This window comes from Citrobacter sp. H12-3-2 (assembly GCF_009649895.1).
Classification (GTDB): Bacteria; Pseudomonadota; Gammaproteobacteria; order Enterobacterales; family Enterobacteriaceae; genus Citrobacter; species Citrobacter portucalensis.
Genome location: NZ_CP045837.1, coordinates 2,717,042 through 2,738,016 on the forward strand (window position 1 = coordinate 2,717,042; position 20,975 = coordinate 2,738,016).

General features: G+C 51.9%; 14 protein-coding genes. 3 read left to right on the forward strand and 11 right to left on the reverse strand.

Annotated features, from left to right (window positions below; genetic code table 11):
- Positions 1–35: 35 nt before the first annotated feature.
- The 3 genes from GHC22_RS13015 to GHC22_RS13025 form a co-directional block, all read right to left on the reverse strand.
- Positions 36–1,697: a hypothetical protein gene (locus GHC22_RS13015; RefSeq protein ID WP_153753188.1), complete on the reverse strand. Its 1,662-nt coding sequence runs from the start codon at positions 1,695–1,697 to the stop codon at positions 36–38.
- A 72-nt stretch (positions 1,698–1,769) separates the two neighbouring features.
- A complete protein-coding gene (locus GHC22_RS13020) occupies positions 1,770–2,432 on the reverse strand; it encodes a ZirU family protein (protein WP_219987902.1) in 663 nt (220 codons plus the stop codon).
- A 50-nt stretch (positions 2,433–2,482) separates the two neighbouring features.
- Complete coding sequence (locus tag GHC22_RS13025) at positions 2,483–6,346, reverse strand: inverse autotransporter beta domain-containing protein (protein ID WP_153753190.1); 3,864 nt, start codon at positions 6,344–6,346, stop codon at positions 2,483–2,485.
- Positions 6,347–6,899: 553 nt separating this feature from the next.
- On the opposite strand from GHC22_RS13025, the gene GHC22_RS13030 reads away from it, so the two are divergent.
- Both GHC22_RS13030 and GHC22_RS13035 read left to right on the forward strand, forming a co-directional pair.
- The gene (locus tag GHC22_RS13030; RefSeq protein WP_153753192.1) at positions 6,900–7,835 is read left to right on the forward strand and encodes a LysR family transcriptional regulator; all 936 of its coding nucleotides are present in this window, start codon (positions 6,900–6,902) and stop codon (positions 7,833–7,835) included.
- Between the two features lie 80 nt (positions 7,836–7,915).
- Positions 7,916–8,638: a substrate-binding domain-containing protein gene (locus GHC22_RS13035; protein WP_153753193.1), complete on the forward strand. Its 723-nt coding sequence runs from the start codon at positions 7,916–7,918 to the stop codon at positions 8,636–8,638.
- On the opposite strand, the gene GHC22_RS13040 is transcribed toward GHC22_RS13035, so the two are convergent.
- From GHC22_RS13040 to puuE, 6 genes are all read right to left on the reverse strand, one after another.
- Positions 8,625–9,377 carry an ABC transporter ATP-binding protein gene (locus tag GHC22_RS13040; protein WP_153753195.1) on the reverse strand — a complete coding sequence of 251 codons (753 nt, stop codon included), beginning with the start codon at positions 9,375–9,377 and terminating at the stop codon, positions 8,625–8,627. The genes GHC22_RS13035 and GHC22_RS13040 overlap by 14 nt on opposite strands.
- The gene (locus tag GHC22_RS13045) at positions 9,374–10,378 is read right to left on the reverse strand and encodes an iron ABC transporter permease (protein ID WP_153753197.1); all 1,005 of its coding nucleotides are present in this window, start codon (positions 10,376–10,378) and stop codon (positions 9,374–9,376) included. The genes GHC22_RS13040 and GHC22_RS13045 overlap by 4 nt, the downstream gene beginning before the upstream one ends.
- Positions 10,365–11,420, reverse strand: coding sequence for an ABC transporter substrate-binding protein (locus tag GHC22_RS13050; protein ID WP_048235458.1), 1,056 nt, complete (start codon positions 11,418–11,420; stop codon positions 10,365–10,367). The genes GHC22_RS13045 and GHC22_RS13050 overlap by 14 nt, the downstream gene beginning before the upstream one ends.
- A 157-nt stretch (positions 11,421–11,577) precedes the next feature.
- A complete protein-coding gene (locus GHC22_RS13055) occupies positions 11,578–12,588 on the reverse strand; it encodes an ABC transporter substrate-binding protein (protein WP_048235459.1) in 1,011 nt (336 codons plus the stop codon).
- Between the two features lie 9 nt (positions 12,589–12,597).
- Positions 12,598–14,730 carry a TonB-dependent siderophore receptor gene (locus GHC22_RS13060; RefSeq protein WP_153753198.1) on the reverse strand — a complete coding sequence of 711 codons (2,133 nt, stop codon included), beginning with the start codon at positions 14,728–14,730 and terminating at the stop codon, positions 12,598–12,600.
- A gap of 213 nt (positions 14,731–14,943) precedes the next feature.
- Positions 14,944–16,206: a 4-aminobutyrate transaminase gene (puuE, locus tag GHC22_RS13065; RefSeq protein WP_003832711.1), complete on the reverse strand. Its 1,263-nt coding sequence runs from the start codon at positions 16,204–16,206 to the stop codon at positions 14,944–14,946.
- Between the two features lie 106 nt (positions 16,207–16,312).
- On the opposite strand from puuE, the gene GHC22_RS13070 reads away from it, so the two are divergent.
- Positions 16,313–17,788 (forward strand): PLP-dependent aminotransferase family protein, encoded by a 1,476-nt coding sequence (locus tag GHC22_RS13070; RefSeq protein WP_153753200.1) that lies wholly within the window; start codon positions 16,313–16,315, stop codon positions 17,786–17,788.
- Positions 17,789–17,831: 43 nt separating this feature from the next.
- On the opposite strand, the gene GHC22_RS13075 is transcribed toward GHC22_RS13070, so the two are convergent.
- Complete coding sequence (locus GHC22_RS13075) at positions 17,832–19,040, reverse strand: cytochrome c (RefSeq protein WP_153753202.1); 1,209 nt, start codon at positions 19,038–19,040, stop codon at positions 17,832–17,834.
- A 3-nt stretch (positions 19,041–19,043) separates the two neighbouring features.
- Complete coding sequence (locus tag GHC22_RS13080) at positions 19,044–20,936, reverse strand: FAD/NAD(P)-binding protein (protein ID WP_153753204.1); 1,893 nt, start codon at positions 20,934–20,936, stop codon at positions 19,044–19,046.
- Between the last annotated feature and the right edge of the window lie 39 nt (positions 20,937–20,975).

A 20,975-nucleotide genomic window follows, 5' to 3' on the forward strand; every position in this document is an offset into this window, starting at 1 on the left:
ACCGAACAGGCAGACATTCAGTCAGGTTAAACAGTTCAATCAAGCGCCGTAATGCACACCACACGATTGCTCTTTTTGGTGTAGGTGATCAGGCCGTTGCTCATATTTATGGTATTTTTACTTCCTAACTCGTCAACCCAGTAAGGTGCATTCACCCAACCGCCGCCAAAGTTGTACAACGCGCCCCACTCACTCCACCAGCGCCCCGTTGATGCCGAACGTTCTCCATTAAGCGTTGACTCTTCCGCTGAGGGTCTGCGGTATTCCTCTCCCTGTTTACCACACCAGTCATTATTGAATCCTGCTGGTGATGAACTGGTGATCAGCCATTTATTGACTGAAAACGTGTAAACATAGGATGCACTACCATCTTTCGTCCGGATAAGAATGGTTGCTGTTCTATCTACAGCGTCTGGTTTGCTGGCAAATTTAACAACGCCCTTTTCATTCACACTTAGCCATGACTTGTCATCACGCCAGTCATAATTTCGATTGTTTGCTGCATTGCCATTCATGCGTAACTGAAAACTGGCTCCCACAAAACCTGTGCGCGGAAAACCGCTGTTGGTATCAAACGTGACGCCGTTGACGTGGATAGTCGTCGTGGCCGGGACTGTAATATCTTCGCCCACGACGACCTGTTCACTAACCGTAGTGACCTGCGTTCCAACAACCGTGTCATAGCTCGCCGGAGTAGCTTCAACCACCAGATAGTGATTAACATCCTCTTGTACCGGGACATAGCTTTTTTCCACCGCGCCCACAATGGGCGTTTTACCCGATGTGCCCGCTGCGTTATCTGCCCTAAACCACTGAAAACGCGATCGATCAGGAATCGTAGGATTGCCGGAATACTGATAAGACAGCGTTACTGTTTGCCCTTCGCGCGGCGCGGGTATCGCTAAGTGACTGATCGCCGGAAGACCCTGAGCCGGCCCCGTCTTTGCACAAAATACCGTTTGCCGACTGCCATTTGATACGATGCTGGCATGCCCGTCGGTAAACACATCCCCTACCGAATGGTTTTCCTCACCCACCGCGCGAGTCGTCCAGACTGCATTTCTGGCAGGAATGCCATAGGTATGCTGCAGATCGCCCATGGAATCCTCACCCACCCGATTGGCCCGAGTGAAGGTCACAAACATCGCCTGCAGGTCATCCACATCGGGTAAACGCATTCCATTGTTAGCGCAGTAAGTGTACGCATCCCCCCAGCGCATCATGTTGGTGGTCTGCTGAAAGGCTAAAAACAGCGCAGCACGAGGAGGAAGGACCGGCGCTGCGGTCTCCGGGCTAATAAACGGCGCATCGGGACGGTCTGGGTCGGAAGGTTCCCTTTCTACGGGCAGCACTTCAACGGTCAGATAGTGCTTATTCTGCGCTTTGCCTGGAGAGAAACGCTGCCGGTCTGCCTCTGCAATCTCTTGTCCATCAGCCAGCCAGCGAAACAGACTTTCTTGTTTGCTTTCCTGTAATCCATCGGGATCATGAAACACATAGGCAATTTCCAGCTCATCTCCCTGTGCTGGATTAAACCCTGGCGCAGAAGTATTGATGATCTGCAATTGACCCGCAACGGGCGGACGCCCTTTTACGGTCGAAGTTTGCGCAGTGATCGCCAGCGCTTCAGTGGCGAAAAATACGCACAGGACTCCCGCAGCGCTATGCAGGAATAATGCGGCATGATTCAGCTTCATTGTTATAACAATCCGAGCGTTGGACGATTACACGCAGCAGCGCTTGACTGCTTCGCTTCTGCATATGAGGTATTAATGCACCTCAACCTGAATTTTACGTTTTTGGTCTGCCCCGACAGGCGTATATGTATTCCCGTTTGCTCCAGCGATATTCTGATACACGCCGGAACCAACAGCCGTTTCAATCTTCCACTGATACGTTGTGGCATTGCCGTTGGTACCATCAGCCAGTTGCACCACCGCATTCAGCGCAGTATCGACCTGCGGATAGCCATTGATCGCACCTTCAATCTGTACGGCGACAGGCGTGTTCGCCGAAGCTGTCGATAGCTCATTGGACGCAACTGCAATACCGCTATCCGGGTCAGTAATCGCCGGATCGGTATGTGGGGTAATCAGTACGGTGATTTTCTTGCCAAGATCGCCTGCCGTGACGGTATAGGTCTCACTCGTCGCACCGGTAATGTCTGCACCGTCCGCCTGCCACTGATACGTTTTTTGGCCCTCGGCGTCACCATCAGGATCGCTGAATGTCCCCTGTGCACTAATAGAAATCACGTCACCAATGTCGAATACGCCGTTGCTGTTGGTATCTGCAGAAACAATCGTGCTCGGAGTGATCACCGGCGCACGACCTTTGACACTGTCGGTCGGGTCAGACAATACGGCCAGTGCGGGATATGACAGCAATAATAAAGCGCTGCTGGCGGTTAATGCGAAATTTTTGCTTTTCATAAAAGTACTCAACAATAAGATGGATTAAGGCGTCAGCCGGGAAAAAGGAATCATCGTGTTTCTTGTGTTTCAACGCGCAACGCGCGCTTTTGCCATTCGCGAGACACGACGTATTCACGATCTGTCGCCTGCGCAATAGCGGTAAACTGATTGCTGCCCACAGCGGTTTCCACCTGCCACTGAAAGCGTGAGGGTTGCTCTTCGCAGGCGCCCTCACCGCACATCACCACTGCGGATAATCGATCGCCCACCTGAGGATGACCGGTCAGTATTTGACCACCTCTCAGCACGTTTACCGATGAGACGAATGGCGAAAAAGCGATCGCTACGTGTTGGCCCTGACCATTGACTGTAGCCAGTACTTCGCTACGCCCGGCCGTGGTGTTCGTAAAACGCGCGATCACGGTGCCTTTTTCGTCGGTCACGCCCTCGGCGGAGGCTATTGCGCCATGGCTCGCGTTAAATTTGACGCTTTGTCCAGCGAGCGGATTTCCAAACGCGTCCCGAACGGTTGCGCTGACTACATTCTCTGCGACGCCGTTGGCCAGTGCGTTATCCGCAATGACCCGTAGCTCTCCCGGGAAAATAGAAGCGCTACTCGCATCAGCCAGGAAAGTGAGTTCAACCTGCTGCACATGACCGTTAAACATGGCGGAAACCACAGATTTACCGGCAATGCGGCTGCTGACTGTCGCAATGGCTTCGCCCTGGTTATCGGTCATCACAGATGTCGGAACCGAGGCGCCATTAGTTGCGACAAATCGTACCGCCTGAGCAGTGGCAGGCTCTCCGTCAGCAGTGCTGATTTTGACCTTCACGCGATTGGCAGCAGTACCATTGGCCAACGCATTGTCCGTGATCGCTGTCGTTTCGCCATGTCCTGCCGCCCCTGTTTGTGGTGTTAGCGTGATACCTACAGCCGAAACGGGAAACGGATTGTCGTTCACGCTGACAGTAATTTGCGCCACACCCGCATTTACGCCCGACAAAGAGGCCTTATAGGTACCGTTGTTGTTATCGCTCACCGGGCTTAACGTTGTTCCTTCAAGGGTGCTTTTGAACGTCACCTTTTGCCCGGGAACCGGATTGCCTTGCTGGTCCAGCAGAACAAAATAAATAACCGATTCCGCGTTGCCATTCGCTTCAATGCGTTCTGGTACGGCTCCTGTCCGGGATCGCTCAGGATCCAGACTGCCGCTGTCCACGGTAAAATTGGTTTCCACCTTCTCCGTGTTGCCATTTATCTCCGCCACCACTGTGGCCTGGCCGGCCACTTTGCTGGTTAATGCAATGGTTGCCTCACCGTGAGCATCAGTGGTAGCCGACTGGGGAATTTCCGCATCATTGTCGGCGTAGAGTCGAACGATTTCGCCAACCGCCGGGGTGCCATCCGCATTCAGCACCGTCACCTTGATGATATTCTCGTCTTCACCATCGGCCACGGCGTGATCGTCAACCACCATCAGCGTCTCGACGCTGGCCGCATTGTCATCCGGAATCAGCTTCACCACCCTCGGCTCAATCGTCGTTACAACACCGTTTACGTGTGTGACTATTTCAGCCTTCCCGGTAGTGGTACCAGTGAGTGTTGCAACATAAGTACCGTCTTCACGGTTCGTGACATCACTGATGGTGGTTCCGGCGAGAGTCGTGGAAAATCTGACGTTCTTTTCTTTGAGTGGATTCCCGCTGCTGTCGGTTAACCGTAGCATCAGCAAAGACTCCGCGTTTCCATTGGCGGAGATTTGTTGCGGCGTCGCGCTTAAGGTGGATTGTGCCGGATCAACCGGGTTGCCTGTGGCCGTCAGTGTGACAGGACGACGCTGCGTTTTGGTCGGTACGTTCCCCTGAACGACCTGTACCAGACCTTTTCCGGCATTTATGCCACTCATCCTGGCATGATAGACGCCCGGTGAGATTTCCCGCACCTTGCCTGTCGTTGTGTTGTCGACACCAATAACCTGAAACGCAATATCCTCGAGTCCCGAAGCCGGTTCTCCCTGGCTGCTGTAGGCTTTAAAGGTGATATCAGCCACGTCGTAACCATCGGCTCTGATCACCGCAGGGCTGACCAGCAACGATGAACGTGTTCCATCTGCTGCCACTGGGCTAAACAGCACGTCCGCGCTCTGGATAAGATCGGACACCCGAGCCGTGGCCTTCGCGGGGCCCGCCACGCTCGATACGACATGGTAAATCGCCTGGCCTGCGGCATTACTGACGATATCCTCTGCAGTTTTACTGCCATCAGCGAAGGTCATTCCCATGTTGATGGTTTTTCCACTCACCGGTTTTCCCACATCATCCACCAGAGTTGCGGTAATCGTGACCGGCGTCTTACCATCGGCAGGCGCGCCGTTCCCCGCCACCCTGAGTTCATCATCAAAGGCCAGATTCACCGGTAATACATCGATTAACAATGTCTGAGTATTACTGGTATGCCCCTCGCTATCCTGTGCCTGGGCGACTAAACGATATTGATTTGCCACACCGTCCGTGGATTGTGTGTGTTGGTACGGCGGTAGCGTCATGGAAAACAGATTGACGCTCAGTGCCCGAAATTCACCGCCAGCCGCCAGAAACGCGGCGTTATCCCACGTTATTTGTGACAGTGGATATTTGCCTGAAACAGTGGCTGAAACGGTATGTACCGTATATTCAGCGTCGTGGATAGCCTCTTCGGAAAGAGCCAACTGAAGCAGATCCTGCTCGCGATATTCAAGGATGATGACATTATTACGCTCTACCAGACTGTAACGACTGCCCTTGAGCTCGCGCAGTGATGCCACTTCATCAGGAGATATCTGGGATTTCAGGGACTCACCCAGTCGCCATGCGAGGCCCATCTGCACACGGGTGTTGCTCTCATCGCCCTTTTCCAGACTCTGCTCAATACCCAGCGTCATCAGCGGAAATGGCGTCCAGGTGACTCCAGTGGTGAAAGCCCAGGCATTTCTTTCTCGTTCATCCTCACTCGTCAGCCCGACCTCATCACCAAAATAGTGTTCGTAGATAAACTTGCCGCCAAAATGTGGATATTGTGGCAACCAGCCCTGCAGACGCACATCGAAACCGTTCGCCGGGCGCTCATCGTAATCTTTAACATCATCAGAGGATTGCCAGTCAGACAACCTCAAATAACCATTCCCCGAAAGCTGAAAATAATCCCGCCACAGCTCAGTTCCCACCCCTAAGCGGCGATTGTTTCCGGTTAGATCAGCATCATAAAAGGTGTTAAATCCCAGCATCCAATCACCGCTGAAATGACGAACACCTACGCCGGCGTTTACTGTATTTCGTTGGTCCTGATTTCGATAACCCAACTGCGTAAACAGGATGTTGTTCGTTGTTTCATGTAAAGGTACAAGCCAGTCAATACTGCTTTCATCAAGCGAAAATTCTTCATCAACGCTCAACTGCGTTTTCACCGTACCGAGTTTCCCCAGCCAATCATTAACTGTGTCATTCGCTTGACGGTTAATTTCAGCGCGCACTAACCCATTGGCCGCCTCTGCCACATCGCCATTTTCCAGTACTTTCGCCAGACCTGTTGCGCCACCCGCCAGTCGTTTAGCGCCCGCTTCACGATCCTGTCTTTCGTCCAGCGAGTGTGCAGTCTCCTTTGTCTTCCACTCACTGGATGATGACGACGGAATATCTATTTCATCTCCCGGACTTAATTGCGCAAAAGGCTTATTGAACGTTCTGAACTGGTTGAAATAATGCAGCTGAGTTGTCGTAAGCCCGAGGCGTTCTGCAATTGATGTCGTAGTTTCTCCGCTCTGCAATACATAAACAACGGAAGGCCGGGCAAGTAATTCGTTTTGCCACGGCGATGATTGTGGTGCGGTTGTTATTGCCGCCAGCACGGGTGTCGTTATGATCAGGCAAAGCCAGACAATTCTTTCAATCATAGTGTTAGAGGTTTTTGCTGGAAACTCAGGATTGAACTTGCCGTGGAGGTGAATAAAACGTTACCAGGCTATTAAAAGTCTTTTAAGAATCAATTCTTAAATCATAAAATAAAGGGACAGCCATAAATTTGCGCGGTACTTTAGTCGGATTATTCTCATTCGTCCCGTACTAGATGCGCATAACATTATGCGTATTAGATATAATGTATGAATGAGCTCGCCAGAACCGCAGTGAATCGTCTCTACACAGGTTGTTTATTTAACTTGTATGTATAATAATTTTCAGGATAACAACATCGAACACTGAAGCTTGTTACATATTTATGGCTTTTTTGTTTTCTTACGCAAAACATGTTATCTTACGCATCGGCATCACATGCTTAAAGATTATTGCAACGAACCCCACCCGCAGTTTAAATGGTATGTCCTTGCTATTTATTGTATTTATTTTTTATATTAGATGAGCAGTCATACCTGCCATTTAAAAAGACGTCAGCGAAAACCCTGCGCGGTTTATGCGGATAAAACTCACAAGGTATGACTGAGGCGATAAGTGGTACAAAAAATCGGTTTTAACGATAATGAGCTTCGAATACTTTATGAACTATCGTGTACCCGAAGCCTGAGCCAGGCCGCTGATACTCTGAAAATCGCACAGCCTAACATCAGCAGAACATTACAACAGCTTGAAGAACGTTTTGGTTTTTCCTTGTTTGATCGCTCATGCCGCCCCATCAGACTGACCCGCTTTGGAGAAGAACTTCTCCCTTATATCAAAAAACACATGAAGTCTTGCGATGATATTCAGACGTTTATGATGGCCTATAAACAAGCTTCTGATGGGTTTGTCAGGATCCACGCACCAACGGGTCAACTACTTTTTATCACCAAATATGTGATTCCAGGGTTGAAAGAAAAGCACCCTGAAATTAAATTAATGCTAACTACCAGTAACCTTAGTAACTCCGAATTCACGCTTGGGGTTCCTTTCAGTGATAACTGCGACATTCTTTTTACACATTCATTACCCGACAATGATGAACTGGTTGCCAGAAATATTGCGTCAATACCTGCAAATATTTATGGCACACGTGAAATGATTGCCCGTAATCCCATTCGTACTATTGCCGACTACACTCAAAGTCCATGTATTCTCTTTTTCTCTCATATGGAAAATAACCATAACATCTGGTATATCGATGATAAAACAAATGGTGAGAGAGTAAAAACCATCATCAATGGTGACTTTGCCTGTGATAACTCTTATGCAGCCATTGAGCTTGCGAAATCGGGTCTCGGTTATTTATTTATGCCTGATTTAATCATTAAAGAAACGAATCTTAACGTTCTGATACCTACTCTACCCGAAAACTACACTGCCAAATTGGAACTCTTTGTTATTTATAACAAAAAAACGGAGCAGCCTTTTCGGGTTCAATTAATTATCAATTCAATTGTCAACATACTCAAAGAACTACTCCACAAGTAATATCATTATTTCATTTCGCTACGCTCGCATATATAATAACAAAACGTTTATGGCTTATCATATAAGGGAACAACGAGACAATGCCATCTCCAATCACATTATTCGCCGCAGGCAGTTTGCGGTTGGCATTTACGCCACTGATAAGCCAGTTCACGCGCATGAGTGGAATAGACGTTAATGTTGAATATGGTCCGGCCGGTTTATTGCGTGAGCGTATTGAAGCGGGAGAACCGTGTGCGCTCTTTGCCTCGGCCAACCGGGAACATCCGCAAAACCTGTTAGCACGTAATATAGCCGTCTCTACGCACACTTTTTGCTGGAACAAACTGAGCCTTGTCAGCAACCGAACCGGTGTCTGGCTGGATTTACTCCGCGACCCAACGCTGCGACCTGGTACATCAACGCCCGGCTGCGACCCTTCCGGAGACTATACCTGGGCATTTTTCGACAATATGGATGTACTGGAACCAGGGCTCGGGCAGCAGCTTCGGACGCGCGCAATCCCGCTGGTGGGTGGTCGTGATACGGTAAAAATCCCACAAGGGGAACTGGCGAGCGCCTGGATCTTGCGCCAGGGACTGGCCGATCTGTTTATCGGTTACGCGCATTACGCACACGCGCTACGCGCGATGCCCGACGTACTTTACGTGGCTATTCCCGATGAGCACAATATTCGCTGCGAATACCAACTGGCGGTGCTTGATGCATCCAATGAAGTCATGGCGCTGGTTGAATTCATACTCTCCCGCGGCGGGCAGGAATTTCTTAGCGCCGCAGGATTCTTAACGCTTAACGACGAATAGAAAACAACGGTGCGATAAACGGCGTCTGGTAGTTCTCCACGCTGAGTTTTCTCAGCGTTAAGCCATAGGCCAGGAATAAATTCTCCTCCGTCACAATGCTGTTCGTGGGCCCTGCCCGCCATTTTCCTTCAGGGAGTAGCAGCAAAGTATGGGAAGCAACCTGTAACGCATGAAGCGGATCGTGGGTCGAAAAGAGAATGCTGCATCCCTGTTGATGGGCCAGATCGCTGATGAGCTGCAGCACCACCTGCTGATTGGCGAGATCCAGCGCGGAACACGGTTCATCCAGTAACAGCGTTTGACACTCTGTCACCAAAGCCCGGGCAATCATCACCAACTGTTGCTGCCCGCCAGAAAGTGAGCCAAATGAGCTGGAGGCGAGATACGCGATATTCAACTGCTCTAACGCCTGCATTGCTCTTTTTTGATCCTGCGGACTGGGTTGCGCAAACAGCTTCACGTGCTGTGCTCGCCCCATCAGCACCACGTCGCTGACCGTGTACGGAAACGGCAGATGGCTATGCTGTGCCACAATCCCTATCCCACCGTTATTTTCAATACTCCCGCCTAAAGCAGGCAACGTGCCGGTTAACGTATCGAGCAGTGTACTTTTACCCAAGCCGTTGCGTCCCAGCACGGCCCAGATCTCACCTTTCTGGCAACAGAACGTTAGCGGCTCAAATAGCGGCGTACTATACCCATAAGTAAGCTGATGTACACGCAGTGCGGCAGGTATCATGATTTCTCCCGACGGCTGGTACGTATGAGTAAGAAAGCAAACAACGGCGCGCCGAACAATGCGGTAATAATCCCCAACGGTATCTCCGCGTGCATCAGGGTGCGAGCAATATCGTCCACCACAATCATAAATCCGCCCCCCAACCAGAAGGCGCACGGTAGTAAACGACGATGATCAACCCCCACCAGCAAACGCGCCAGATGCGGAATCACTAATCCAACCCAGGCAATACTGCCGCTGACCGCCACCTGAGCCGCGACCAAAAATGCGCAGCACACCAAAATGCTGCGTCGCAGAGGAACCACCGCCACACCCAGTGCTCTGGCATCTTTGTCATTGAGCGACAACAGGTTTATCCGCCAGCGTAGCTGGTACAAAACCGTCGCGGCGATACCGACCGGGACCGCCAACAGCAGCACTTTATGCCAGTTGGCCGTCGCGAAGCTGCCCAGTAGCCAGAACACAATATTAGGTAACGTCTCTTCGGTATCAGCCTGATACTGGATCAGGCTCACCAGCGCGGCAAAAAAACCGCTCAAAATGATACCCGACAGGATCAATACCAGCGTATTCTCCAGCCCCTGTAACGCAGCAATGGCATACACCAAGATCAACGCTGTCAGACCAAAGAAAAACGTTGATCCCATCATCAGCCAGGGCGAAAGTCCGAGCAGGATGGCCAGTGTTCCACCAAAGGCCGCCCCCGACGTCACGCCGATAATATGCGGGTCGACCAGAGGGTTATGAAATACCCCTTGCAGCGTCGCGCCGCATAACCCAAGCGCGCCCCCCGCCAGCAGTGCCATCAGAATACGCGGTAGCCTGACCGTCCAGATAACCTGGCTGCCTATTCCCTCAGCGTCGCTATAGTGCGTCAGGTGGTAAAACACCTCGCTTAACGACAGCGGATACTGTCCGAGGCATAGCGAACTGACGCCCAGCAACAGGACCACAACGATTAAGAGCGGTTGCTGGGGCAAAATACGGTTACTTAGCTGCATCAGACTGCCAGTTCACACGATAAAAACGTTGATAGTAGTCCTGGGCCTGCGCATCAACGTCCACGTTTTTATAGGCATCCGGATACAGTTTTTTGGCCATCCAAAGTTCACCGATCGCCAACGCTTCCGGCATCGGATAGCCCCAGGCTTTGGCATATTCAGGCATCAACCAGACGCGATGATTTTTCACCGCATCAATCCCCTGCCAGTTCGGATCGTTTTGGATCTCAGTTACCACCTGCGGATAGCGATCCTGGACAAAAATCACCTGCGGGTTCCACGCTAATACCTGCTCCAGCGCAACCTGACGGGCACCTTTCACACTGGCAGCCGCCACATTTAATCCCCCCGCGTGCTGCATCATCAGTCCCGTGTACTTCCCGGAGCCGTAAGTCATCAGGTCGGGGTTAGCCATATAAATACGGACTTTTTGCGCATCCGGGATTTTTGCAACCGGCGCATTGAATTTTGCCCGCGCGGTAAAAACGTAGTCGATTAACGTTTCGGCCTGCGGTTTGCGCCCAACCACGTCCGCAATCAGGCGAATACCCTGCTTCAACCCTTCGTTGTAGACCTGCTCTTCATCGGCCATGGTCGGATTCATTTTATTCTGTTGCCCGGTGGCATCCTTGCGTAATGAGATAGCCACGACCGGAATACCGGCGTTCTGAATCTGCTGGATCATCTCCGCGGGCGCATAGTTGGCGACAAAAACCACCTGCGGATGAATCGCCAACAAGCTTTCGATGTTCACGCTGGTGAGATCGCCTGGCGTCGGCAATGTAGTAATCGTCGGCATAAAGCGCGCAAATTCAGGCCCGAGCTGCTTTTTCCAGCTCGACATCACACCAACAATGTCCTGCTGGGCATTGAGCTGGACCAGAATATTCAACGTCTGGTGTTGCAGCACGACCACTTTGTCCACGTGGTCAGGAATCGTGACCTGTCGACCAAGCTGATCGGTGATCGTTCGGTCGGCCTGAGCAGAAAACGCAAACAACATGCTGGCGCAAACCAGCACAAAAGAGCGGAAAGTTAACATGGGATACCATCTGAATAGAGGAGTAAAAACGATATGCATTAAATTATATAACGAGAGGCCTGGCAAACCATTTTCATCATGAGCGCACCAAACCCCACATTTCAGAGGGGTAAAAATGGCGTGCAATCCTTATCACGCCTGTCTTTATACGTGAGCGCTACTCCTGTGGGGGTAACGCGTTTAAAACTCGCATCGCCTGCTCCTGAGTGAGCGAATAATCGAAGAACTGGCGATAAAAATCTCGCGTTACGCTGACCATATCCAGGCCGCTAAACAATGCCGGATGCAGTTTCGATGCAGCCCACTGTAGCTGCAACGCGCTTTCAGTGCCGTAGCGATCCCAGGGGAACACACCCGCCGGATTGCGCCAGACGTTACCCTGTTTCACTGCGTTAAGTTCTTTGAACAATGCTGCGTATGGCGAACTGGCGATATCACCACACCCCGCACCGAGAATAATGACCTGCGGTTGCCAGTAGAGCACCCTCTCGGGCGACACCTCTTTCATGTTGCCGTCAACTTCACCTGCCGCATTCCGTCCACCCGCCAGCGTAATCCAGGTATCGATCAACGTGTTCCTGCCGTCGACTTTAAGCGGATTTAGCGATTGAATATGAAGTACCCGAGGGCGCTGATTTTCCGCCAGCTCCGCAGTTTTAGCCTGCACATCCGCGAGTACACGGTTGAGATACTGATTGTAAGCCGTTGCACGGACGCGAGCCTGCTCGGTACCCAGAACCTCTGCGGTCGTAGTGACCGATTTTTCCATCGAAGCATAGTCAGTAAATGCCATTTCAAGGGCCGGAATACCCGCCTGACTGTAGCTTTGAGCATCCCCTTTTCCTTTTGCCACAAACACCACGTCGACGTGCCGGGCCAACAAATCCTCACTATTAAATGATGTTCCTCGTATATGTAAGGCTTGTCTCAGAGAAGGATTGATTTTGAACATCCATGGCTGGTTTTCCTCATGGTTGACCGTCGCAACAATGTTACGACCAGCACCCAGCGTCATCAGCACCGAATGATGGGCAAACCAGCCATCCGCGATACGTTCAACATGCGCGGGAACGGTAACTGTGTGACCAGCATCATCCACAACCTGGCGTGTTGCCAGGGCAGGAAACGCCAGCCACACACAAAGCAGCCATGTGTGGCACGTTTTCATAAGCAACCCCTAAAAATCAACCTGAACAGAAAACTGAGCCTGGCGCGGTGCGCCAAGTTGAGCGCTGGCAGCCCCTGCGCCCGTGTAACCAGTCAATGCGCCCGGAACAATATTGGTCCAATAGTGACGGTCGGTGAGATTGGTGATATCAAACCGGAAAGTGGTTGGTGTGTTCCACAGTCTGGTGGCATAACGCGTACCGATGTCCACCGTGGTGTAACTCCCGACCCAGCTGTCGTTGGCATTATCGGTAGCCCGACGTCCGACGTAATGCACGTTCGTGTCGATATCCAGTCCCGGAACCCGTTCGATGGTGTAGATTGCGAGGATATTCGAGGCGAAGCGCGGCAAACCAACAACTTGCTTACCATCCGCATTGCTGGCCGCGGTATTATGAAGCCTTGGATCAAGCCAGGCTCCGCCGCCTAACACGCGCAAATTACGGGTGATATGCCCATCAGCCATCAGTTCCAGCCCACGGTTTTTCTGCGTACCATCCTGAGCAAAATCGCCATTGTCGTTGGTATAGGCAAAGGGGCGTTTGGCTTCAAAAAGCGCAGCGGTAAGCAGCAGATCTTTTACTGGCGCATATTTTGCGCCCACCTCCAGTTGATGGCTACGGTAGGGATCTAACACCTGCCCGGCATTGCGCGCCCCGGCGGGCGCGGTATCGCCCTGCTGCAAACTGTCCGCCCAGGTGGTATACAGCGTGACGTTCTCCACCGGTTTATACATCAGGCTGGTAGAACCGCTCATGCCATTGTCCTGCTGATGGCTGCTTTCATGTCCAGCTTTGTTGTAGTTACTGACGGTAAACAGGTTCTCACTGCCGGAAAGCAGCAAACTCCACTGCGGGGAAAAATGCAGCGTATCGCTGAGCAAAAATGCATGTTGAGTGGTGGTCGCTGAATGATAGCGATCGTTAAAATCTGGATACGGTGGTCGTGGATAGTCGGGATGTTGATCGAGGGAAGAATGCCCCAGAGTGAAAGTGCCGCCGTTTCTTGGATTATAGTTTTTCCACACAAATCCACGCATTCCGGTAGCAATATCCTGCGTCAGCCAGCCGGTATCAATGCTACCGGTCAGGTTCGCTAAATAACTGTTGATGGTAAACCGACTGGCCGCCGAATTAGAGGTTGTAGTGGTGTAATCGCCCCGGTTATCCGTCAGGGTGTTGGTCACGGCCGTCGACTCGCGGTCTGCAACCTGGTGCAGCGCCCCCAGATCCAGCATCCAGTTGCCGTCAAAATCATGCTTAATATGCATATCGACGGTAGTCGTTTCGTCATCATGACCCGCATAAGATTGACCATATTTACTGTCCGTAGGATCAAATGCCGCGGGAAAGTGAACGCCTTTCGCCAGGGCAAAGCTACCCGGCATGCCTTTTTCGTAATAATGGTAATAGCTGAAATTACTCTCCAGCACCGTTTGATCTGTCAGTTGAAAGTCCAGCCCCAAGCCAGCGTACTGTCGACGGACATGACTATCGGTGGTGTAGCTATGGCCCTCATCGTTCAGCAAGTTGAGGCGATATTTCACCCGGTCTCCCGCATCGATTGGGCCGCTGAAATCCATCGATGCCAACGTTCCCGACCCTGTACCTTGCCCTACTGTGACGCGATGCAACGGTGTATCGACAGGTCGTTTAGACACCAAATTAAACATCCCTGCTGGATTAGCAGGGCCATACAGCGATCCAGCGATGCCGCTCAACACCTCAATGTTCTGGAACTGTTCGGTCGAATATTCCGTCGTGGAGACGGCGTTCAGGCCACCAATCATATGGTTTTGTACCACGCTCCCCTGCATGCCGCGGGTTTGTGGGCGGACGCCGTCACCCTGAACGGACGGTAGGTAGCGATAGGCGTCTTTCACATCTTTGACTTGTTGCTGATCCAGCACTTTTTTCGACAACGTCTGCACCGACCAGGGAACGTCTATCAACTCTCGCTCGCCGAGGCTACCTAACGTGACTTTTTTTTCGCTCGCCGGAGGTTCATGTTCCGATAACGAGGATTGTGACGTGGCTGGCGCCGAAACGATGACGGTATCTTCAGCATGAGCCGTGACGGCGGTGGAAAAACAGGCAAAGGTTAACAACCCAGAGGCCACTGGGGTAAATTTGTTATTTAACATTCGTTAATTCAATTCGTTAGATAGAAAGACTGGAGGCCGCTAACGCAAGCGCCTTCTCTTGAAGAGTACAGTTATTATATTTGTATGATGAATAGAATAGATCCAATCGATATATATGTAAATATATAACGACATGTGGTTGGTAAATCCACGGCAACAAAAAAGCCGACGGTGATGACGACCGTCGGCTTTGGGTAAATGACAACTAACGAATTACTTGGTTGCTGCTTTGATAATATCGAGCGCTTTAGCGAACTGATCCTGCGGAATTGTCAGCGGGTAAAGGAAACGAATAACGTTGCCATACTGACCGCAGGTCAGTAGCAGCAATCCTTGCTCAAGGGCTTTCTTCTGCACGCGTTGTGCGGCGGCAGCGTTGGGTTCTCCTGTCGCTGCATCACAGAATTCAGCAGCAATCATAGAGCCTAAACCTCGCACTTCGGCCAGTTCAGGACACCCTGCTTGCGCGTCTGTCAGAGCGGCGCGCAGCTGTTCGCCGAGAGCCGCCGCACGCTGGCATAGCTGCTCATCACGAATGATATCCAGCACCGCATGGGCCGCTGCGATCGACAGCGGGTTTCCGGCGTAGGTTCCCCCCAGACCACCCGGCGCAGGCGCATCCATAATTTCGGCTTTGCCCACGACGCCTGACAGCGGCATGCCGCCCGCAAGGCTTTTCGCCATGGTCATCAGGTCCGCTTTATCGGCGTAATGATCCATCGCAAACAGCTGACCCGTACGGGCAAACCCGCTTTGTACTTCATCAGCGATCATCACGATGCCATGCTCGTCGCAAATACGGCGGATGGCAGCCACAAATTCTGGCGGCGCCACCACGAAGCCCCCTTCGCCCTGGACGGGTTCGAAGATAATCGCCGCAACCTGGGTTGGATCGATATCGGCTTTAAACAGACGCTCAATCGCTTTTAGGGAATCCGCCGTGGAAATGCCCTGCAATTCAGAAGGATACGGCGCATGGTAAACAGAGCCTGGGAACGGGCCGAAACCTTTTTTATAGGGTGCCACCTTGCCGGTTAACGCCATCGTCATGTAAGTACGCCCATGAAAACCACCGCCAAATGCGATAACGCCAGGACGGCCGGTATGCGCGCGCGCAATTTTCACCGCGTTTTCTACCGCTTCAGCCCCGGTAGTGAAGAATGTGGTTTTACGCTTGCCGTCGATTGGCGCAACGGCGTTGATTTTCTCAGCCAAAGACACATAGCTTTCGTACGGGACAATCTGATAAGCCGTATGGGTAAAAGCCTGAAGTTGCGCTTCGACTGCCTGCACCAGGCGAGGATGGCGGTGTCCGGTGTTCAGCACGGCGATCCCGGCGGCAAAATCGATGTACTGATTGCCTTCGATATCGGTAATCGTGCTGTTTTCTGCCGACTGGGCATAAAAATCACACATCACACCCACGCCACGCGGGGTGGCATCCAGACGACGTTGTTGCAGGTTTTTATTGTTCATTCTCTACACCTTGTCCATTAATACATTTCGGTTGAATTACCCTTTAAATTTAGACGCCGTCTGGTACTTTAATCGAGAGCCAAATCGTTTTATTTTAAGGATCCAAATGCGTTCACTTGCCGGAGATGTGATCAAGCATGCATTTAATCAGCAGACTGACGAAAAACTACATCGCCGCCTGTATGCCGCCATTTGTAGTTGCATCCTCGAAGGTAGCCTGAAACCGGCTACCCGAATGCCTCCGTCGCGTGATCTGGCAGGAGAGCTGACGCTATCGCGCAATACCGTCCTGCGGGTTTACGAGCAGTTGCAAGCTGAAGGGTATATTTCCGCGCGCACCAGCAGCGGCACATTTGTGACCGACAGCGTGCTGGACAATCTCGACCTGCGTCCTGACAAAGAGCCTGTTGCTGCCGCTCTGGAAGATCACACCCGCTTATCCGACCGCTGCCTTGAGCTGCTAGGTCATGCCAGCGCCAGTCCCCGTCAGTGGGGGGCATTTATTCCAGGCGTACCTGATGTAGAGCATTTCCCGCACCGGGTGCTCAAGAAAATTCAGGACAGGCTGGCAAGACGACTGCGCCCGGAGTATCTCACTTACGATGCCACAGGCGGCGTGAATGAGCTAAAAGAAGCACTGGCAGACTATCTGCGCACCGCTCGCGGCGTACGGTGCTCACCGGAGCAAATTCTGATTACTGAAGGTATTCACCAGGCCCTGGATCTGGTGACCCGGACTTTATGCAACCCGGGCGATCACGCCTGGATTGAGGAACCGGGCTACTGGGGAATCAAAAATATTCTGCGCATCAATGCCGTTAATTTTTCGGCTATCCCGGTTGATGAACAAGGCATGGTCCCGCCGGATGCAGGTGAAACACCGCCAAAACTTATTTTTGTGACACCGTCACATCAATACCCACTCGGTTCGGTAATGAGTCTGAGCCGCCGCCGGCAACTTCTCTTTCGCGCACGTGAAACGCGAAGTTGGATAGTGGAAGATGATTACGACAGTGAGTTCCGCTTTTCCGGCCAGCCGATTCCCTCTTTGCAGGGGCTGGAAGAAGAGACACCGGTCATTTACATCGGGACATTCAGTAAGACACTCTATCCCGCACTGCGACTCGGGTATGTCGTGCTACCTAAATCGTTAGCCGCTCCGCTGAAAAAGGTTCATAACGACCTCTATCGTGGTGGGCATCTGTTGATTCAGGCCGCACTGGCGGAGTTTATTCGCGAGGGTTATTACGCGGCACACATTCGGAAAATGCGTCAGCTATACAGTCGTCGTCGCCAGATGCTGGTAGAGCTTATCAGCCGCCAGCTTGGTGAACATTTTCTTGGTTCTTTCAGCAGCAACGCCGGGCTGCATATGATCTTACAGTTACCGGCCGGGAGCGATGACACGGTCATTGCCCAACAGGCGAATGCGCAAGGGTTGTTGGTGCGCCCACTGTCACGCTACTACGTGAATGAAGAGAAACGCAGCGGCCTGTTGCTGGGATTTGCCAGTATAGAAGAAAATGAAATGACGTCGGCGTTTACCCGACTCGCGGATATTATCAGGGTAAACACCGTGTAGGCACTGCCGGATGACGGTACAAGCACCTTCTCCGGCATACTGTTTAATGTGACGCTTTTTTAACGCCAGCCAGGTCTTCCTGGCTTACTTCGCCATTCCCTTCACCCCAGCTCTTACGCACGTAGTTGATCACGTCGCGCATTTCGTTGTCGCTTAACAAGCCACCGTAGGCAGGCATCTTAAAGGAGACGCTGCCACGCGTTGTCGGTGTTTCTGCGCCGTGGGCAATCACTCTGAACAACGGTGTCGGGTCATCAACCATCACCAGTGGATTGTTAACTAAAGAAGGCGCGTTATCATCCGTACCTTTCCCTTCCAGACCGTGACAAGTTGAACAGTAGCGGTTATAGGTCACTTTGCCCGCCTCAGGTGAATTCGACCAGGATGCTGTAGTCGCCGCAGCACGTACCGTTTCAGGCTTCGCACTTTTCAGGCTCAACAGATATTGGGCGATCGCCGTGGCATCTTCGTCGGTCAGATACTGTGTACTCTGCGTGACGACTTCAGCCATCGAACCTGAAACCGCGGCATGCTTGCTTTTACCGGTCAGCAACAGCGATTTTAACTCCTGCTCAGACATACCGGTGCCGCGCAGCGACGGTGCATACCAGCCGTCAATCATCGCGCCGCTCAGGTATTCGGCATCAGCATTAGTATACGCTTTTTCGTTCATCGCCATGCCTCTCGGGGTATGGCATGAACCGCAGTGTCCGGGACCTTCCACCAGATAAGCACCCCGTTTTACCAGGGCAGCATTATCATCCGTTTTCGCGCCCTCTACAGCTGACACTGGCGCGTCGGTAAACAGCCAGTTCCAGATATGCAGCGGCCAGCGGGCGGAGAGTAGCCACGGAATAGCATTCTCTTTATTGGGCTGTGCTGACGGCGTGACGTCATGCATAAAATAGCTATACAGCGCCTTAACATCCTCGTCAGAAAGTTTCGCATAGGAGGGATAAGGCATAGCCGGATAGAGCGGATGACCATCTTTGGCGATCCCCTGCCGTACGGCCTTTTCAAAATCCTCGTAAGAATAATTTCCAATACCCTGCGTTTTGTCCGGGGTAATGTTGGTCGAATAAATATCCCCCACCGGAGTAGGAAACTTTTTGCCCCCCGCCATCGCCGCACCACCTTCTGCTGTGTGACAGGCGACGCAGTCTGAAATTCGCGCGATGTATTCACCGTTAGATTCAGCAGCGGAAACCGAAGCGGTAAATAAACAGGCGGCGAGAATGGTTACATTACGCATAGATCACCCCATATCCTTGAGTTCATTAACCGCACGCCATGCCTGATCGATTGCCGTGTGGGCATAAGCACTCCAGTCAGAATCGGAGTTAGCGATGGCAATGCGACCGACTGGCTTACGCGCCCGTTCGATAATTTCTGGCATCTTATCCATATCATCGAACAGCGAGTTGGCGTAGTACGCATAGCCATGCGCCCAGCGGTTAACCGTAATGGCGGCAATATCGCGTTGATTATCAAATCCAGTTGAGCCAAACATCTCCTGCAACTGGGAGCGAATCATCTCCTCATGCGCGGCAAAAGTGGTCCCCAGCAAATAGGCTCGTCCTAGACGGAACTGTTCTCTGGCCGACAAGTTACTGCCCGGATAGGTCGGCACATAGACCATATGAATGACCATCGGATCGTCCGGGGAGGCCGGATGTTGATACCCACCAATACTGACCGGATAGTCGAGCTTGACCCTGCTATAAGGTGCCGCCGGAGAATAAAACTCATGTACGCCAAGCTGTTTGAACGCCTGCCAGTTTTTGACCACCACGTTGGTGTACACCAGCGGTGCCTTCACGTTCAGTTTAAGATCCGCCTGCTGCTGTTCCGGCATCTCAGGCACCAGATACGGGATCATCATGTTATAGCCTGCCATGATGGTGTTCTTACCGCGCACACGGTGCATTTTACCGTCACGCAGATAGGTCACCGCCACGCCATCCTGCACGTTGGCCGCATTAATCACCGTGCTGTTCAGGCGCAGGCGCGTGGTGTTTTCCGGCAGATCCAGCTTTTCGTAATGTAGTCTGGCGAGGACAGAGTCTTCCATCGTGTTGCCCAGTAGCGCATCCGGCAGCATATATCTGACTAACAGGCGGGCTAACCCGGCGTTACCGTCCGGGAAGTGGTAAACATACGGCTCTTCGAGGTCGGCCAGCGACTCTCCGTCCAACGGCGGTAACCCCATCCCTTCCATGCCGGGTAAGGCGCACGCTCGGGCATCGCTACAGGAAATACCTTCAATACCAATAGCAAAGAAGTCGTTGGAACGCTGCTGGAAATAGAGCAGCGCCATTTTGCTCAAACCAACTTTTGTTGCCAAAAATTCACTGTAGCTGTGGGTATCCAGCCATTCCATTTTCTCATCGACCGTCATCCCCGGCAGGTAATCACCGGGCCGGACGTGCAGGTCGATCAGCGCTTTTCTGTCGTTCTCACTTAGCGGAAAATCATTGATAAAGTCTTCAATTTTACGCCCATTGAGCCTGTCCGGCGGAATATCATCAGATACCGCTCGTCCCGGATCGCCGCTGACGATTTTTGTTTCGCCAAAATTCTTCTTATCGAAGAAAACGCCGCGACTGAGCTGCCAGTCGGGATAGAAGTTTACGTCAAAACTCTCTTTTAACCGCGTGACGCTGACGCCCACGGTTTCCATCAACTTTTGTACTTCAGGGCTGAAATTATGCGCAGGTGACTGGAATGCTTCGCTGCCACCATAACCGAGTAATTTCTTACCCGAGCTGGTAAATTCATTACGTTTGGCATGTCCACCAAAGTCGTCATGGTTATCGAGGATCAGGATCCGGCTATTTTGCCCTGCAACTTGACGCCAAAAACAACCGGCAGCTAACCCGCTAATCCCGCCACCCACAATCACCAGATCGTACTCTTCCTCAACGGGCAGAGCGTTTAAATCAAAATGTTTATGCTCGCGGCCTAGCGCATGCGCCATTTCAAACGATCCAGGATGATTACCCCGCAGCCCCGTCAGCGCAGGAGGATAATAATTTCCATCTATAAATGCGTTTCCCTTTCCTGCCGCCCTGACCCACTCCAGCGGGGTAAGTCCCGCCGCAATAGTCACCGCGACGCCGTTGAGAAAATCACGTCTGGTAATTGCCATTAACTTTTTTCCTTATTGCTACACACTGCCTTTAATACG